Raw genomic sequence first — 18,983 nt, forward strand, 5'->3', positions numbered from 1 at the left:
CAACTAGAAGCAATTACCTCAACTGAGTACTTGGGCTGCTGACAATTTTAGATCTTTGCCGACCAACAGATTAAACTCTACGCTTGCTGGTGGAATAAACACACACACTCGTAATTTCTCTGCTCTTGCTTGCTCAAGCTTTGTTGATAGCTCTCCGCTGTTGGCGTAGCTCTCTCTTTCTGCATCTCGGCGGCACAGGTCGATAAATTCAAATGGACAATCGCTCGGTGAAAGTACGAGCTCTGCCTCCTGCATCAAACGTAAAGCCTTCATAGACAGCAGCTCGACATCTTGCTCGAATTCAATCCAAGTGACCTGCCCTTCGCTATCAATGCCTTCGGTTAGCGCTTGCTGGTAGTAAGACTCTAACTGCTCTCTGTCATTCACCTGCTCGATAAAGCTGGATGACAAGAAACGCTCCCAAAATTTACGACGCTCGTCGACGGTTGGGAATGACTCTTTGATTGAATTGCGTTTTGATGCACCGAAGTCTGCTATCAAACCTATGTTTTGTGGCAATACCGTTTCGAGTTTTTCTCTGATATTTCTTACTAAAACAGGTGATGCCCCGCCACTAGAGATGGCAATTTGGATTCTGCCGCGATTTATCATCGAAGGTGTGATGAAGTCGCAGTAAGGAAGATCGTCAACCACATTGACTAAAATGCCCAGTTTTTTCGCATCATTATACACTTGGTGATTCAAGCTTGGGTTGTCTGTTGTGGCCCAAACCTGCAAGTAATTTTTCGATATGATCTGTGACGAGTAAAAGTTTTGAACCCAGTGAAGCTTGTTCTCGTCCACAAGCTGCTTTAAGTAAGGCGCTACCTTGGGAGACACCAAAGTCACATCCGCTCCCGCTCGTAGTAAGCTATCGACTTTACGGCAAGCAACCTCACCCCCACCAACCACTAAGATTGGCTTATTTTCTACATCCAAAAACATTGGGAAATAACGCATGTTCTTCCTTGAGACTACTTCAATAACTATTCAGCCATGCTACCAAATTTGGAGCATATTCATAACTATCGAAGTGTAATAAAAATATTTATTGACCAAATTTCAACATTTCTTGAGTTTAATATTTCATCATTGTGATGTTTATTCAGAATATTTATCTAGTCGATTATCAATATAAAAATCTAAATCTCGTTGCACCAACAGTGTGAACCGTTGCACTATTTACATTCACTTAACATTTGGTCATTCTAATTGTGTTCGGATTTGTGATTTCATTCAAAATTCTTTTTAAATTATACATTTGTGAAACTACGGATCCTTTCCTAACCTTATAAACAGTTGTTTAAATCGCACACAGTTTCATTTGCAAAATGCAACTCGTTTAATTTGAATAACAAGGTCATAGAAAACGCAACACATAAGAGAAACTCAAACGAGCACGAGTATCAGGTGTCACCTGGTTAACAAGGAAGGATACAAATGACAAATAAACTAACACTTCTTGCTTCAGTAGTAGCTGCATCAACTGCGATGATGGCAACATCGGCATCAGCGGCAGAAAGCACTCTGGACAAAGTCACATCTCAAGGTTTTCTAACTTGTGGTGTAAGTACCGGTCTTCCAGGGTTCTCTAACCCTAACTCAAAAGGTGAATGGGAAGGAATTGATGTTGAGTATTGTCAAGCTCTTGCAGCGGCTGTACTCGGTGACAAGACTAAAGTTAAGTATGTACCTCTAACAGCAAAAGAGCGTTTTACTGCGCTTCAATCTGGCGAAATCGACGTACTATCTCGTAACACAACATGGACATTACATCGTGACACTGCTCTAGGTCTGAACTTCGTAGGCGTTAACTACTACGATGGTCAAGGCTTCATGGTTAAGAAAGAACTTGGCCTAACAAGTGCTCAAGAGCTTGATGGCGCTTCTGTATGTGTTCAATCAGGTACAACAACTGAACTTAACCTAGCCGACTACTTCCGTAACAGTGGCATGTCTTACAAGCCAGTGGTATTCGATACGGCAGCACAAACATCGAAAGGTTTCGACGCAGGTCGTTGTGACGTACTAACAACTGACCAATCTGGTCTATACGCACTTCGCCTAAACCTAGCTGATCCTAAATCTGCAGAAGTACTTCCTGAAATCATCTCTAAAGAGCCTCTAGGCCCTGTTGTTCGTCAAGATGATGATCAATGGTTTAACGTTGCTAAGTGGACACTTTCAGCAATGATTAACGCGGAAGAATACGGCATCTCTTCTAAAAATGCAGACGAAATGCTTAAGTCAAAAGATCCAAACATCAAACGTATTCTTGGTGTAGACGGTCCTAAAGGTAAAGGCCTTGGCATTCGCGACGACTGGGGTTACCAAGTAATTAAGCAAGTTGGTAACTACGGTGAGAGTTTTGAGCGTACTGTTGGTACAGGTTCTCCACTTCAAATCTCTCGTGGTGTAAATGCATTATGGAATGCGGGCGGCTTTATGTACGCTCCACCAATCCGTTAATAAATTTTCAAGCATCAATTAGGGCGGAGTTTTCCGCCCTATTTATTAAATGGATTTGAGGTTATAGTAGTATGAAACCTAATGAAACTATTTCTCCAGCTCAGGCAAAGCCACAGCCCAAAAGTGCCAACTTATTTTACAACCCCACTTTTCGCTCCATCATTTTCCAAATTATCGCCGTCGGGGCGCTTTGTGCTTTCTTTTACACGATTGTAAATAATGCACTCACAAACTTAGATTCCCGTGGTATCACCACTGGTTTTGATTTTCTCTCCCAAGAAGCTGGTTTTGGTATCGGCTTAACACTGATTGAATACGACGAGACCTTCTCATACGGTCGTACATTCTTTATCGGTCTTCTCAATACCGCTTTGGTTTCAGTACTCGGCATCATGCTAGCGACAGTGCTGGGCTTTAGTATGGGTATCGCTAGACTCTCTTCAAACTGGCTAGTTAGCCGATTTGCAGCTGTCTACATTGAGATATTCCGAAATATCCCTCTGCTATTACAAATCTTTTTCTGGTATTTCGCCGTTCTACAAGCCTTGCCTTCTGCTCGTCAAAGTATGAGTCTAGGTGAAGCAATTTTCTTGAACGTACGCGGGTTGTACTTCCCTGCTCCAGTCTTTGAGCAAGGCAGTAGCATTGTCATCGCATCATTGATTGTCGGTATTATCGCTACGTTTATTATCAACATCTGGGCTAAGAACAGACAGAAACTGACCGGCCAACAAACACCGATGTTGCGAATTGCCGCTGCGTTGATTTTAGGCTTACCGTTGATAACTTACTTTGTTATGGGCATGCCTATCTCTGCAGATTACCCTGTGTTGAAAGGGTTTAACTTCAAGGGTGGTGTTACGATAATCCCTGAGCTTGCTGCATTGATGCTCGCTTTAAGTATCTATACAGCAGCGTTCATTGCTGAGATTGTTCGTTCAGGTATTAACGCGGTAAACCATGGGCAAACTGAGGCTGCGATGTCTCTAGGCATCCCACGTTCTAGAACTCTAAAGCTTGTCATCATTCCACAAGCATTAAGAATCATTATCCCACCACTAACCAGTCAGTATCTAAACCTGACCAAAAACTCATCACTTGCGATGGCCATTGGTTATCCTGATCTTGTCTCTGTATTTGCAGGAACAACACTTAACCAAACTGGACAAGCTATCGAAGTAATCGCGATGACAATGGGCGTCTACCTAACCTTGAGCCTATTAACGTCCGCTCTAATGAACATATACAACCGCAAAGTAGCATTGGTGGAGAGATAAGATGAGTACACATCAATTTCAACCTGATCTTCCGCCTCCAGCGAATACTGTTGGGCCAGTCGGTTGGTTAAGAAAAAATCTATTTAATGGACCTGTTAACAGCGTCGTCACTGTGATTCTTGCTTACTTTGCTTTCACCCTATTATGGGCAATAGCGGATTGGGCATTCATCAGTGCCGACTGGATAGGAACCACACGTGATGCCTGTACTAGCGAAGGCGCTTGTTGGGTTTTTATCAGCGTTCGTTGGGACCAATTCATGTATGGCTTCTACCCAGAAGCTGAACTGTGGCGACCTCGCCTCTTCTATGCAACGTTGGCCATTTTTGTAGCCTTACTGGCTTATGAAAAAACACCTAAACGTACGTGGATTTGGTTGTTCTTCGTCAACATCTACCCATTTATCATTGCTGGCTTGCTATACGGTGGCGTCTTTGGGTTAGAAGTTGTTGATACCCATAAATGGGGCGGCCTACTGGTTACACTGGTCATCGCACTTGTTGGTATTGTAGTGTCACTCCCTATTGGTGTTGCACTTGCTCTTGGGCGCCGCTCAGAGATGCCGATCATTCGCAGTATGTGTACCGTATACATCGAAATTTGGCGTGGCGTACCGCTCATTACAGTTCTATTCATGGCTTCAGTAATGCTGCCACTCTTTTTATCAGAAGGGACAGAAACCGATAAGCTCATTCGAGCACTTGTAGGGGTAGTTCTATTCAGTGCAGCCTACATGGCCGAAGTAATTCGAGGTGGTCTACAAGCAATACCAAAAGGCCAATACGAAGCAGCTGATGCTCTGGGGTTAAGCTACTGGAAAAAGACTGGGCTTATCATTCTACCTCAAGCTCTTAAAATCACGATTCCTTCAATTGTGAACACCTTCATTGGTTTGTTTAAAGATACCAGTCTTGTTTTGATTATTGGTATGTTTGATGTACTAGGAATTGGCCAAGCCGCGAATACCGACCCTGAATGGCTTGGGTATTCAACAGAAAGTTATGTATTTGTCGCGTTAGTGTTCTGGGTGTTTTGTTTTGGCATGTCGAGATATTCGATATGGCTAGAAAACAGACTTCACACCGGTCACAAACGATAATTAACAAGATCAAGGACGTATTATGACGCAGCAGACAGAAAACAACTCTCAAGGTCTTATGATCGAGTTGAAAGACATGAACAAGTGGTACGGTGAATTCCACGTACTTAAGAACATCAATTTAGAAGTTAAAAAAGGCGAGAAAATCGTTATCTGTGGCCCTTCAGGCTCTGGTAAATCAACGATGATCCGCTGCATCAACCGATTAGAAGAGCACCAAAAAGGTCATATCTTCGTTTCAGGTAATGAATTAACGGAAGACCTAAAGAACATCGAAGCCGTGCGTAGAGATGTCGGCATGTGTTTCCAACACTTCAATCTGTTTCCACATCTGACGGTATTAGAGAACTGTACTCTGGCTCCAATCTGGGTCAAAAAGATGCCAAAAGAAGAAGCCGAAGCGATTGCAATGAAGTACCTAGAGCGCGTAAAAATCCCTGAGCAAGCGGACAAGTTCCCAGGTCAGCTTTCAGGTGGTCAACAGCAGCGTGTAGCTATCGCTCGCTCTTTGTGTATGAACCCTCAAGTGATGCTGTTTGATGAGCCAACGTCGGCGCTCGATCCAGAAATGGTTCGTGAGGTGTTAGACGTAATGGTTGAGCTTGCAGAAGAAGGCATGACGATGCTTTGTGTAACGCACGAGATGGGCTTTGCTAAAGAGGTCGCGGATCGCGTTATCTTCATGGATGCCGGTGAAATCATAGAAGAGAACAACCCTGTCGATTTCTTTGAAAACCCACAATCAGACAGAACGCAGAACTTCTTAAGCCAAATCTTACACCACTAATGTGTTATGATGCATAAACTACAGAGGCGGCTTAGGTCGCCTCTTTGTTTTCAGTGTTATAATTAGTTTTTCAAGATTATAAACAGCGATTCAGTGCGATTAAAATTGAACAACGAACCTTAACTGCACTTTAAGAAATACTTTGTTACACCTTCAGAAACACTTAACCGACTATTTTGATTATTATTTTACGTATACAAGAGGAATGAGAGACTTGATTTTTCGAACTTTCACCCCCATAAATGTACTAATAACTATTGAAGTCACCTTACGAGGAAGATTATGAACAGCCCTATGTTTTCACGCACAGCATCTCAAGAAAGTGCTCTGCAAACCAATAAAGTGTTGCGTAACACCTACGCATTACTGTCTATGACACTACTTTGGTCTGCTGTTGTAGCAGGCGTATCCATGGCGATGAACCTTCCTCGCCCGGGTCTTATTATCATGCTAGTTGGCTTCTACGGCCTACTTTTCCTAACAGAAAAGAACCGTGACAACAGCATGGGTCTAGTCTTCACATTCCTATTTACAGGTTTCTTAGGCTACACCATCGGTCCAATCTTAAACATGTACGTTGGCGCAGGCATGGGTGATGTCATCCTAACTGCACTTGGCGGTACAGCACTGGCGTTTATGGGCGCATCAGCTTACGCACTAACAACTAAGCGTGACCTGTCGTTCCTTAATGGCATGCTATTAGCGGGTTTCGTAGTACTACTTGTAGGTATGGTTGCAAACATCTTCCTACAAATGCCTCTACTATCATTGGCAATGAGCGGTATGTTCATCCTGTTCTCGACTGGTGTTATCTTGCTTACAACGCAAAACATCATTCGTGGCGGTGAAACAAACTACATCTCTGCAACGATCAGCTTGTACGTATCGATCTACAACATCTTCATCAGCCTACTAAGCATCCTAGGCATCATGGGCAGCGACGACTAATCGTTCCCATCATTGAAGAATATCTAGCCCAAGAGCCTACCTCTTGGGCTTTTTTGTATCTATAAGTACGATATTTCATTGGATAGCTACAATTTCTGTTGAGAAAGACAAACTTGGTCATGTACCCTATCCGCATAGTTAATTGGATTCTGGATTAAACATGTTTGAATATAACGGCAAGCAAATCGAAACCGACGCTCAAGGCTACCTATTGGATTACACGCAATGGGAAGAAGGCATGATTGAAATTCTTGCTCAAGACGAGGCGATTGAACTTACAGATGCACACTTAGAAGTCGTACATTTTGTAAGGAGCTTTTACGAAGAGTTCAACACCTCACCAGCGGTTCGCATGCTCGTTAAAGCAATGGAAAAAGCTCACGGCCCAGAAAAAGGCAATAGTAAGTACCTTTTCAAGTTATTCAAAAAAGGCCCTGCAAAACAAGCGACCAAGCTCGCCGGTTTACCTAAACCAGCAAAGTGCTTGTAAAACCTAACCCGCTTTAGGTCATTAAGTTACGTTCAATATAAAATACTGTAGTGCTACAACTACAGTATTTTAAACGCCCCTATGCGTACGTCTTGGCGCTCACTATCTTTAACTTGATGCATCACAACGTTGTCTACTGTTGCGCTCGAAGGGCCAATATAGAGCCAAGCATGTAACTTCTCAATTTGCTGACTCTCTCCGACAACTAACACTTCAACTCGACCATCATTTAAGTTCTTTGCATAACCTGAGAGACCCATAGCTTGCGCCTGCCTACTGGTGTGGTAACGGAACCCAACACATTGAACTACGCCTGACACGACAAAAATATATTGTGAACTTTCCATAACGTTGCCTCATAAATTATATGAATGATATAGTCGAGTTTCTATTCATTCACCGCTTATTGGTGGACTTACTTCGAGTATAACGATTATGAAAGAAATCCCATTTCGTTGGATTGACAAATATCTCATTCACCTAAAAATCCAAGAAAAGTTCTATCTACTCTTCTTATTGCCTCTTCTCGCCCTGGTTATATTAACTCTCGTTTTAGATAGTGCCGCGGACTCTTTACTTGCTCACCTTTATCAAGAAGAAATGCTCTTGATGAAAGGGCTTATCGAAGCGGGTCAACTCACTAAAGATCAAGTAGCTCAGCTTGTCAGCAGCTCTGAAACCATCTCTTTAGGCTACGGTGCTGGTTCTGTTTCAGTGATGAATGGAGCGTTCAGCCTAGTTGCTAACCATGACCAAAACCTTTGGTCTGCTCTATCGACGACTCAGGTTTCTATCATCGCTGTAACCCTAACGCTTATCGCACTAGGTGTTTACTACATCATGACCTTTATTGGCGGCGCGATGTTCTCTATGAACAAAGCTCTGAACACGCTTGCGAATGGCGACTTAACTTGCCGCATGAACTACTTCTTAGTTCGTGACGAGTTCAGTGAAATCGCGATTACAATCGATAAAGTTGCGGAGCGTGAACAAAACATGGTTCTATCAATCCAAGAGTCTGTCGCTCTCATGCAGCAGATCAGCTCGGACTTGAACCAGTCAACACAACAAAGTTCAGACATCTCAGGTAACCAACAAGAACACCTGAATAGCTTAGCAAGTGCAACGGAACAAATGGCGGCTACCATTCGCGAAGTCGCTACCCTTGCTCATGCGTCTAGCTCACAAACGATGGACGCTCGCGGCGTTGCTCAGAGCGGTCAAGTCAAGGTTTCAAATACACTGGAGTCTATCTCTAGCCTATCTCAAGAGATCCAGTCCGCTTCACAAGCAGTAGAAGAACTGGATGCCAACGCGGCGCAGATCGATGAAGTAGTCACAACCATCAACGGTATTTCTGAACAGACTAACCTGTTAGCGTTGAACGCAGCTATCGAAGCCGCACGTGCTGGCGAGCAAGGTCGTGGATTTGCTGTTGTTGCCGATGAAGTTCGTGCCCTTGCCGGTCGTACTCAGCAAGCAACGGTTGAAATCCAAAGTATGATTGAGTCATTACAACGTAACAGCCAATCACTGACCAAGCTGATGGAAGTCACGGTGAACAATGCTAATGAAGGCCAAACCCTGATGTCAGAAGTGAACGTCGAGATCGGTTCATTAGCGGAAAAGAACCAATCTATTTCAGATAGCAGCACTCAAATTGCTACCGCGGCTGAAGAACAAGGCGTAGTCGCTGACAACATTGCACAAAGTGTTGAAGAGATTCGTCATCAGTCAGACAGCATCTGCGAGATGATCAGTAAGAGTAATTCCAATGTTGACCAACTTCGTAAACAAAGCGATACGATGGAAGGTTTGCTGACAGGTCTTAAAGCTTAATACTGCTCTCCAACTACAATGTGTTGATTAATCATTACTAGGGCTGCTTTGGCAGCCCTTTCTTATTTGCTTTTCACCTGTACTTCCCCGACAATACCCCTCCTTCAAATTCAACAAACAGAGTAAATTATGACTCCTTCAATTCATCTAGCTAAAGGCCGAGATAAATCACTACGCCGCAAACACCCTTGGGTATTTTCACGCGGTATCGATAAGGTCGAAGGCGAACCAAAACAAGGTGAAACTGTAGACGTATATGCTCAAAATGGTCAGTGGCTTGCAAAAGCGGCTTACTCACCAGAATCTCAAATTCGAGCTCGTGTTTGGACATTTGAAAAAGAAGAGATCAACAAGGCGTTCTTCGTAAAACGAATTCAAGACGCACAGTCTTTACGTGAAGACATCATTGAGCGTGATGGTCTAACGGGCTACCGCCTAACGGCCGCAGAGTCAGATGGCTTGCCAGGTATCACAATCGACAAATACCAAGACTTCCTTGTTTGCCAACTGCTAAGTGCTGGCGCTGAGTTTAACAAAAGCGTATTAGTTGAAGCGTTAATAGAGTGCTTCCCTGACTGCAACATCTACGAGCGTTCAGACGTGGCAGTTCGTAAGAAAGAAGGCCTAGAACAAGTTGTCGGCGTTCTTCATGGTGAAGAGCCACCAAAATCTATCGTGATTGAAGAAAATGGCGTTAAAATCAGCGTGAACATTATGGAAGGCCACAAAACAGGCTTCTACATGGACCAACGTGATAGCCGCAAAGAATCGATGAAGTATGTTAAAGGCAAAGATGTCCTTAACTGTTTCTCATATACAGGTGGCTTTGGCCTTTACGCACTTAAAGGCGACGCGAAGCGTGTTATCAACGCTGACGTATCTCAACTTGCTCTTGATACCGCTAAATTCAACGCTGAACTTAATGAGTTTGATATCTCGAAAAAGCGCGCTGTATTCCTAAACGCTGACGTTTTCAAACTGCTTCGTGAGTACCGTGATCAAGGCACTAAGTTTGACGTAGTGATTATGGATCCGCCAAAATTTGTTTCAAGCAAGAATAACCTAACTTCAGGCGCCAACGGCTATAAAGACGTTAACATGCTTGCAATGCAAATCCTGAAACCAGGCGGCACTCTACTCACCTACTCTTGCTCTGGCTTAATGGGTACTGATTTGTTCCAAAAAATCATCGCTGATGCAGCATTAGATGCAGGCCGAACGGTTAAGTTCGTCGAGCGCTTCGAGCAAGCAGCCGATCATCTAACAGACACAGCCTACCCAGAAGGTTTCTACCTGAAAGGTTTTGCTTGTAAGGTTCTTTAAATACAAATTACCAGTCTAAGAAACAGCGTTACAGTTCATAAAAAACCGAGATTCTTCAATCTCGGTTTTTTATTAGTATCAGCAAACTCAATCGTCTTTAATAACTAGGATGTCAGACAAACTATTCGTCAAGTCTGCAGCGGAGAGGCCATCAAATTCAATTTTAACTTGCTGCCCATCTTTTTCTACAACCATGGCGGAGTTAACTTCGCCTCCTTCAACCTCGATGTTGTCTAACAACTCAGTGACTTGTTGTTGAGTTGGCGCATCAGCAAATAAGTCAGACAAATCAACCTTATCTCCTTCCGCGATGCTAAAATCGGAGATTCGATCGGTACTTCCATCTAAATCACCATCAACCCACTTGAATATATCAGCGTCATCACCACCAATAAGGATATCGTTTCCGAGACCACCAATCAGCGTATCTTGACCAACTCCACCTTTAAGTGCGTCATCACCACTCCCACCATCTAAGTAGTCATTACCAGTACCACCATCGATAGCGTCGATACCTGCTTGTCCGTAAACTGTATCGTTACCGTCACCAGTGAAAGCAATATCGATGCTGTCATTCTTATTCATACTTGGTCTATAACTATCGCCTTCCGATACAAAATCATCACGCTCAGCCGCACCGTCTTTAGGGTTCTTGGCTAATGACTCACTCCCCCCAAGGTAAACCGTGTCGTTTCCACCTCCTAGTTGAACGTAATCACCACCTTTGCCAACATCAACAAGGTAATCGGTGTTTGTATTATCAAACGTTGATGTTCTCTCATTTTCTGTATTCCCAGCAGAGAATTGATGCTTCTGCCATTGAAGGTCAGCTCCATCTACGGTAATCGTGTCGGTGACATCTCCAGAAGAACTAATCGTGGTTGGTGTTACGGGCTCAGGAACCTCAATTTCTGCAGTTGCCGTAGAGCTTGCAAATTTGTCCGCTCCCGTAACATATTGCTCTTCACTAACTGCTTCAACTGTAATACCAAAATCACGATTTCCAGTATAATCCGCCGGGAATACTAATTGAGCACTTACCGTCCCCACAACTCCAGCTGCATCAACAGCAAGTGCAAGTATGTAATTACTTGTACCATTGACTGGCGTTTGCAGTACTCCATCTACATACAGTTTCGCCCCTGACGGAATACCACTCACCGTAACCGAATCACCTTTAATGATTTCACTGCCATCCGTATCTTGCAAAGAAACCGTTATATCGACAGGGATTTCCTGTTGTTGAACAATACGATAGCTTCCATCTATGTTGTTTAGTTCAACGATAGCATCAGAGAAAATCAATCGTTCAATTTCATATAAGTGGTCTCCATTTTCATCAGAAGGAGTATATTGATCATTAGGTGTATCGGTCCCCTTCGTATCTCGCACTAGCCAGTGGCCGACACCTCCACCATGATCGCCTAGATCTGTGATTATGTACTGAGAAACTGGACCTGAGTAAATTACAGTGTCATACCCATCGACACCTATATCACTGGTAGTTTCATCACCTTCAATTTTGTCATTTCCAGCGCCTGATACGAACCAATCGTTGCCCGCACCACCTATATAGTGGTCCGAGTCCTGACTTTGGTCACCAACATAAAGCTTGTCCTTAGATCCGCCTTGATGTAAGTGCTCATGAATATCCGCGTTAAGTACTCTGCCTTCCTCAAAACCATCTAATTTAAGTTCTGTAAGTAGTGTGTTTTTCTCTGTAGTAGTCAACTGGGAGAACCCAACAAGTTCTTGATATACGTCGATACCGTTGGAAAAGGTAATATCCCCAATGGAAACAGCTACTAATGGGGCATCAGCCACAGGCGTAATATCTACCGTAAGCGTATGCTCTTCTGACGTACCATTCTCGTTTACAGCCTTGAACTTAATTTCAGCGTAGTCATTCGATTTATTGCCTACACCATCAACATTAAAGCCGTCATAACCAGATTCGTTAGCATCTGGATTAAAGCCGATCACGCCTGAAATTAATTGAGCCGATGTAATCTGACTCGAGTTTAGTGGCTGCCAATTTGGCTCTTGAACAGTACCAAGGTTAATCACCAACGCTCCATCGAGTGGTTGATGAGTTATCACTATATCGTTGCCAGACTCAATCCCAAAATCATCAATCGATAGCACTAAAATAGTATCTTCTTGTCCAAAGGCTTCCTTACTCTCAGCATCCGGTCCAACAGACACTGGATGAACAATCAAGTCGAAGGCCCCGTTCGAAATCTCACTGGTATCTCCGACAATCTCGTCTGAAATCGCTTCAATCTTAACGTTATAAGTGCCTGGCTCATCAACCTGAATCATCAGATCAGCGAGCACTGTTTCGGCAGTACCATTTGATGTTAACCAAGCAGATATATCAACTTCACCATCAGCATTAACAACAAGCTCCTGATCTCCAAGTTTAACAATTGAACCTTCAGGTAAACCAGACACGACGAGTCTCAACGTCTCTGAACCATCGGTATCAACAAGCTGCGTAGTTATCTTAGAGACATTGATAAAGGTATCTTCCAGCCCTTCATTAATATCGAACGCTGGGTAATAACCACCCTCTAAGGATTCATGTTCAACCTGTGTCCCGATATTAACTTTATCCTCAAGCGAGCTTACATCAGGAACAATATCAAAGTTGTCCGTGTTAAAGTCTACGGGTTCATTGCCACCAACTGCGACACTGATAGTGGCATTACCTGGACCAGCCTCGTTGTCGTGGAATGCAGTAATTGTGTACCAACCAGATGCCGATGCTACAAAGGCTGAAGACTCATAGGTACCGCCTCCGCCCCAAGTTTGAGAGGCCATGGTTTCACCACCGACTTCAAGTCTAAATGAATCATCCGCATGACCGCTAAACACGTATGACTCACCAGCAACTAGGAATACTAAACCAGTAAGTTTGCTCGAAATGTTTTCGATAGCTGGAGAGTTCTGAGTGCCAAAGTCTGGCGCCTGTGTAACTTCTGAAGAGTTGGCAACACCTGCAGACTCGATTGCTTGTTCAACAAGGTCTGGAGCCACTCCGCTACCATTGTTGTAATCAAAGTCTAGGTTTTCCCATTGCTCTAACTTAAAACCTTCATCTAAATCTACATTTGGTGTTTCTACAACTAACTTGGCAAGTGTCGTATCAGGGCGAATATCAATCGACATCGTCGTACTAGAGCTGATGTTGATGCCGTCAGAACTGTGGTAGTTAAACTCCGCATAATCTTGCTGATTATTGCCAGTTGCTACATTCTCTTCATCAGACATTAATGTACTTGATTCATAGCTTACTGGGTTGAATATCAAGAAACCTTGTTCAATCTGCTCTTGGCTTACTGATACTCCTGTACCAATCGTTTCAGTATTTAACAGAACCCATTCATCAGTAGATTCGTTGTACAGATACATATCACCCGCACCTGGAGCACTAGTGATAACAATCGACAATTCACTAGAATCTGCGTCAGAAACATTGAAATCGGCCCACTTAAACGTAATCGATGAACCTTGGGCTTGTGCCTCATCGCCAATGACATGTGAGTCCTGTGCTTGCGGTGCTTCATCGTTATCAATGATCGTCGCAATACCTTGCTTACCACCCACTTCGAGCGTGAAGTTCTCATTTAACTCATCAATGCCGTCTTCGTTAGTTGGTACCTTGATGTCAAACGACGTTACTCCCGCAGGCACAACAAGCTGACCATTAACAAGCGTCACTCCCTCAGTGAACTCTACGTTGTCGGTGAAATCTTTGTTATCACCGAGCTCGGCAGAACCGGAGTTTAACGACCAGTCGAATTGAGTCTCTTGACTGCTTGTGTTAACTAGGTTCACGGTGAAGACAGCTACATCGCCTTCAATTACTTGTTCATTATTTGGATTAACCGCGTTGCTCACTGTATCGATAGTTGGAGCTTCATCGTTATCAGTAATGCTGCCCACTGCAGATTCACCATCAACAGTCACGGTGTAGGTTTCAGCGATCTCATGGAGACTGTCATCAATTGTCGGAATCAAGATTGCAAAGTCCTTCACTCCAATTGGGACAATCAGTTTTCCACTTTGCTGATCATAGGTGACGCCATTAGTAAAACGAACCTGACTCAAGTCGAGATCTTTTTCTTCACCCGAATCATTCGCAGCATCCGTGTTCTTACCAAAAGTAACGTCCAATACAGACTCAACAAGTGCACTTGAATCCAGAATTACTTTAAAGCCAAGATCATCACCTTCAACTACTGAGTCTGCTAGCAGGTCTACAGACGCAACACTAGAAGGAGTCGGTAAAGGGTTGACGATAACATTAACTTCAGCACTCGCGATTTGGCCATTATCATCAGTAACCTGATATTTAAACGTTGTTTCACCGACAAAATCATCGCCAGTTAAATCAAAGTATACGATGCCGTCTTTGATATACGCATTACCTTCCGTTTCACCGTATACATAGGTAATACGTAGATTGTCGCCATCTGAATCGATATCGTTATTTAGAAGCTCAGAACCGATAATGCCAGCAAGCTTCGATGTTGGAATCTCAAGAATGCCGCCTTGATTCACTGCATACGCGCCTTCACTAGAGGCTTTAAAACCAGTTAGGAAGTAATCTGACGCATCATTATCATTCGTTGCTTGGTTGGAATACTCAGTTGCTTCAAATACCACAGTATCAAACGCGATTGGAGTACCATCAGGACCAAGCGGTGTTATTTCGTAAGTACCTTTATTGTTACCGTCTTCAGCAATAAACGTATCACCTGCAACCGCTACGCCATTGAGGTACGCTACCCAACTGCCTTGTTCATGGTTATCAGTGAAATCACCGTCATTACCTTCGTTTTTAAACAAGTTAGATACTGAAAATGTAAACTGAGTAGCAGGGCTATCTAAGTTGATTTCAAACTTCTCAGATTGCTGCTCTGCACGATCATATTCAATCTGAGCACCCAATCCACCCACTTTGCCGGCAACACCAATCTTAATGCCGCTGTATGCGAAGTCTTTATCTTGGCCATTGAAGCTAGCATTTAGCTCAGCGCCTTCGGCTGACCATGGAGAGTCGTTGTCTTCACTGAACTCACCCAGTTTAACTTCGAAGCCTTGCGGATCGTTATTCGCATTCAGGTCACCAGACTTATCGATAGTAACTGTCTTAACTTCACTTTCGTTACCATCACTGTCTACCGCTTTATATTCGAATGAATCTGACGCCTTAGCTTCAAGAGAAGTCAGCTCCCAGTTACCTGGTCCTTGTGTGCTTGCTTCCACCGAAACAATCTCAGCACCTTCAGGAGCGACAATCGTGACATTTTGATTATTGTGGGTGTCATCATAAAGGAAGGTTTTGTCTTCTGTGACACCATTACCATAATCAAAGGTGACTGTAATCTCAGCTCTTGATTGAACACTATCATCAGCATTTGGGGCAAACCAACCACCCAAACCACTTAGACCAACCGTTACTGAGTCCGCTGGACGAGAAGAGAAATCAATGTTGATCGCCTCGTCTTGGTGAATACCGCGATTAGTCGATGCAATACCGAAACCCATATGGCCTTGCTGACTGTTGTTTTGCACTAAAGGCTTAGCGTCAACGTTATTTCGACCTTCCGAGGTAATGGTGACGACATCACCATTATCAAACTTCAGTTCGCGAGTATACGCATCTACTTCATCACCCCAGTTATGGAACTCTGCAGTGCTATGAGGGCCTTTATCTAATGTGGATGTATCATCAACACCTAAGAAGAAGCCCGTTGATTCTTGGTCATCTTCATAAACGATGTTGTTAGGATCTGCATACGTCTGCCCAACTACCACTTCAACCTTGTTATTACCATCGACATAGTAAAGAGTTCCTGAATCAGGCAGCTCTGTGATGATCACGCCGAGATTTGTATCTGCGTCATTATCGTTATCATCTTCATTATCAGAAATATGGTCTGTACCATCACCTTCGATAGTCCCCATCCCGGTATCGAAAATAACTTGCGAAGAGCCATCTGCATTGAGAGAAATAGAGAAGTCTTCAGCTTTTGGCGGGTTATCATGGCTATCGTCAATAGCTACATTTTTATCAGCACTAGAAGTATCTAGCTTCTCAAATACATCGGTACCATCTTGGGTTACGGATACAACACTAACGTTAAACTCTTGTCCAACTTCGTATTCGTTGTCTTGTTCAGTTTGAATCTCAAAGGTCGCTGTATTTGTATTTGCGTCTACGTTTACAGTTATAACTTCAACAATATCTTCATTGCTCGCATTTGTGTAAGAGTACTGAAGAGTAACCACACTATCTTCAGGCACTTGCTCACTTAGCGTAATCGTAAATGGACTTGTCTTATCACCCTCAATAACTGAATCGGGACCAGTCAGCCCAACTGTAACGGTATCTTTGTCGTTTGTGTCTGTCTCATCGACAATCTTAGCTGTACCTGAGTCCTGTTTGTCATTTTCAACAAACTCACTAGTTGAGCTAGCATTTAGAGTTACAGTCTCTTCACCCTCAAGCAATTTATCATCAAGAACCTTGATGAAGACTTCTAAGCTACCCGAGCCGCTAGCAATAATTAGATCGGCAAGCTCCTGCTCTGAAAGCGCTTTATAATCTTGTCCATCTTTAACGTAAATATTGTCTTCGTAATCGACACCTTTAGTTGCAGAATCCCCTGCCGCCCCTAGTGTAAGAGCAAGACCAACGTTCTCAGAGACAAGCTCATCTAGGTTGATTTCAAAAGATAGGAACGCTTCTTCTGCTTCTGTCACTGGTTGGCCTGCCTTAACAGTTAGCTCGGCGACAGGTAATACATCAACATTCACTACAACCGTATCTGTACCACCGTTACCGTCCGACACGGTAACAACAAATGAATCATCTCCATCAAACTCGTTGTTCGGAGTGTACTTCCACTCGCCAGTTTCAGGGTCGATCTCAACACTACCGTTTGTAGGTTGGCTCACCGTGTAAGTCAGGTCAGTGTCGTCAATATCAGTTGCAGTAACCTTACCAGATACAGAGTTATCCTCTTTAGTCGATACACTTATTTGATCAGTATCGCCAATCGGCACTCCATCTTTGACAAATATTGGGGCATCATTTTCTGGAGTGACATTAATCGTAACCACGGCGGTATCAGTACCACCTTTACCGTCAGAAACTGTGTAAGTAAACGTAGCGATACCATTGAAGTCATCCGCTGGAGTGTAACGAACGGTTTGAGAACCATCTTGTAGCTCAATTAACTCAACCTGACCGTATGTTGGATCAATCACTAAACTATCTAAAATAATTAACGTATCACCATCAACGTCAGAATCATTCGAAAGTAACTCGCTACTAGGGATATCGAGAGTTATATCTTCTTGTGTCTGAAGGCTTTTAATCACTTCTTGAAATTTGATATTGTCTAGATAAGTCCCACTCTTGTCGCCTTCAGTACCAACTTCTCTAAATGAAAGGGTATTTGAACCATCTCCACTACCACCTAATAATTCCAATAACTGAGTTTGCATTATGTTGCTTTCAGGGGTGATCGTAGCAATGACTTCGCCGTTCCAAATGACCTCAAGCTCAGCACTCGGCAATCTTTCGTACATTGCCGTATCAAAAGACAGTTGGTATAGGGTACCGCTTTCCACACCTTGAATTTGTTGGGTAAGGGTTACATTGTCACCGTTACCTTCCATATCAATCATACGATCGCCGTCTGTTTCATCAACAGCATAGCCTTCTTGAACTGAATCTAAAGCACCAGTTCTTGCATCGTAGGACCAACCATCTAGTTGGTCGATTCGAGAACCCCAACCGGCATTTGATACCGATTCATAGTCTTCAAAGCTACCATTGACGATCAGGTTATCACCTAATTCTCTTGAATCATCGTTCGCGATAGGGTCATCATTTACTGGTGTTACATTAACGGTCACTGTCGTAGTGCTTTTTTCACCATGAGTATCAACAATGGTGTATTCGAAAGTCGCTTCACCATTGAAGTCTTGGTTAGGTTCAAACACGACATTGCCATCTATCAGCTGAACAGAACCGTTTGTAGCATCGGTTGCGTTGACAGAAAAAATGGTTATGTCATCCCCATCAACATCGAAATCATTGGCTAGCAGCTCACTACCACTAATAGTAAGAGCCTGATCTTCTTCCGTTATGAGTTTGGGTGCATCTATTCCGGTAACTGTAATGTTATCGATGAACGCACCAAGCGAATCAGATTTACCCGCACCAGCAAAAGCGATTAAAGTAGCATCACTACTAACATCAAACTCAGCATTTGCTTGATACCAACCTTTGTTATCCGGACCATCTAGTGTTACAGAAATGCCTTCTGGAGCAGTCACTGTTCCATCCGCATGCAGCGTAATAGTTGTATTCCCAACAGTAAACGTCATATCAGACGACGAGTTGCCGTCTTGGCGAGGGTTATAATCGAATTCTACCCTCAAAGAGTCTTGATCCGACGTATCAATTGATGTCGTCATCACCGTGTTTTTATGTGGGTCTAGCTCTGCGTAAAAATCACCGTCGGTAGCATCAACAATTAAGCCGTCTCGCTCAATCTCTATACCATTAGTAAAGTCCCATACCTCTGATGGGTCTTTAGAAACAACCGTCCAACCCGCTGGGTTTGCCATATTTTCGAATGACTCAGTGAGCAATATGGTTTCTTGAACGTTTTTGTAAGAATCACTGATGGCTACAGGCGCATCGTTGACTGGCGTCACCGTCAAGTT

Annotated in this window: 11 protein-coding genes; 8 read left to right on the forward strand and 3 right to left on the reverse strand. The window is 43.4% G+C overall.

All coding sequences use genetic code 11. The features are described 5' to 3' along the window. Window positions 1-18 precede the first annotated feature (18 nt). Complete coding sequence (locus AB4585_RS16030; RefSeq protein WP_017059700.1) at window positions 19-960, reverse strand: bifunctional precorrin-2 dehydrogenase/sirohydrochlorin ferrochelatase; 942 nt, start codon at window positions 958-960, stop codon at window positions 19-21. Window positions 961-1,440: 480 nt separating this feature from the next. On the opposite strand from AB4585_RS16030, the gene AB4585_RS16035 reads away from it, so the two are divergent. The 6 genes from AB4585_RS16035 (at window position 1,441) to AB4585_RS16060 (ending at window position 7,070) form a co-directional block, all read left to right on the forward strand. Then, entirely contained in the window at window positions 1,441-2,469 is a 1,029-nt protein-coding gene (locus AB4585_RS16035; protein ID WP_017059701.1) for an amino acid ABC transporter substrate-binding protein, read from the forward strand. Between the two features lie 71 nt (window positions 2,470-2,540). After that, window positions 2,541-3,746, forward strand: coding sequence for an amino acid ABC transporter permease (locus AB4585_RS16040; RefSeq protein ID WP_017066316.1), 1,206 nt, complete (start codon window positions 2,541-2,543; stop codon window positions 3,744-3,746). 1 nt (window position 3,747) lies between these two features. After that, a complete protein-coding gene (locus AB4585_RS16045) occupies window positions 3,748-4,845 on the forward strand; it encodes an amino acid ABC transporter permease (RefSeq protein ID WP_017066317.1) in 1,098 nt (365 codons plus the stop codon). A 22-nt stretch (window positions 4,846-4,867) separates the two neighbouring features. Then, window positions 4,868-5,632, forward strand: coding sequence for an amino acid ABC transporter ATP-binding protein (locus AB4585_RS16050; RefSeq protein ID WP_017059704.1), 765 nt, complete (start codon window positions 4,868-4,870; stop codon window positions 5,630-5,632). A 282-nt stretch (window positions 5,633-5,914) separates the two neighbouring features. After that, window positions 5,915-6,580, forward strand: a complete 666-nt coding sequence (locus AB4585_RS16055) for a Bax inhibitor-1/YccA family protein (protein WP_017057206.1) — start codon at window positions 5,915-5,917, stop codon at window positions 6,578-6,580. Between the two features lie 160 nt (window positions 6,581-6,740). Further along, the gene (locus tag AB4585_RS16060) at window positions 6,741-7,070 is read left to right on the forward strand and encodes a TusE/DsrC/DsvC family sulfur relay protein (protein WP_017057205.1); all 330 of its coding nucleotides are present in this window, start codon (window positions 6,741-6,743) and stop codon (window positions 7,068-7,070) included. A 59-nt stretch (window positions 7,071-7,129) separates the two neighbouring features. On the opposite strand, the gene yccX is transcribed toward AB4585_RS16060, so the two are convergent. After that, entirely contained in the window at window positions 7,130-7,417 is a 288-nt protein-coding gene (gene yccX, locus AB4585_RS16065; RefSeq protein WP_017059706.1) for an acylphosphatase, read from the reverse strand. An 88-nt stretch (window positions 7,418-7,505) separates the two neighbouring features. Here yccX and AB4585_RS16070 point away from each other — a divergent pair, with 88 nt between their 5' ends. Continuing rightward, entirely contained in the window at window positions 7,506-8,909 is a 1,404-nt protein-coding gene (locus tag AB4585_RS16070; RefSeq protein ID WP_102319806.1) for a methyl-accepting chemotaxis protein, read from the forward strand. 129 nt (window positions 8,910-9,038) lie between these two features. Beyond that, window positions 9,039-10,232: a class I SAM-dependent methyltransferase gene (locus AB4585_RS16075; RefSeq protein WP_017059708.1), complete on the forward strand. Its 1,194-nt coding sequence runs from the start codon at window positions 9,039-9,041 to the stop codon at window positions 10,230-10,232. 87 nt (window positions 10,233-10,319) lie between these two features. On the opposite strand, the gene AB4585_RS16080 is transcribed toward AB4585_RS16075, so the two are convergent. After that, window positions 10,320-18,974, reverse strand: coding sequence for a tandem-95 repeat protein (locus AB4585_RS16080; RefSeq protein ID WP_372170242.1), 8,655 nt, complete (start codon window positions 18,972-18,974; stop codon window positions 10,320-10,322). Window positions 18,975-18,983: the final 9 nt, after the last annotated feature.

This window comes from Vibrio sp. 10N.222.49.C9 (genome assembly GCF_041474985.1).
Lineage (GTDB): Bacteria > Pseudomonadota > Gammaproteobacteria > Enterobacterales > Vibrionaceae > Vibrio > Vibrio crassostreae_C.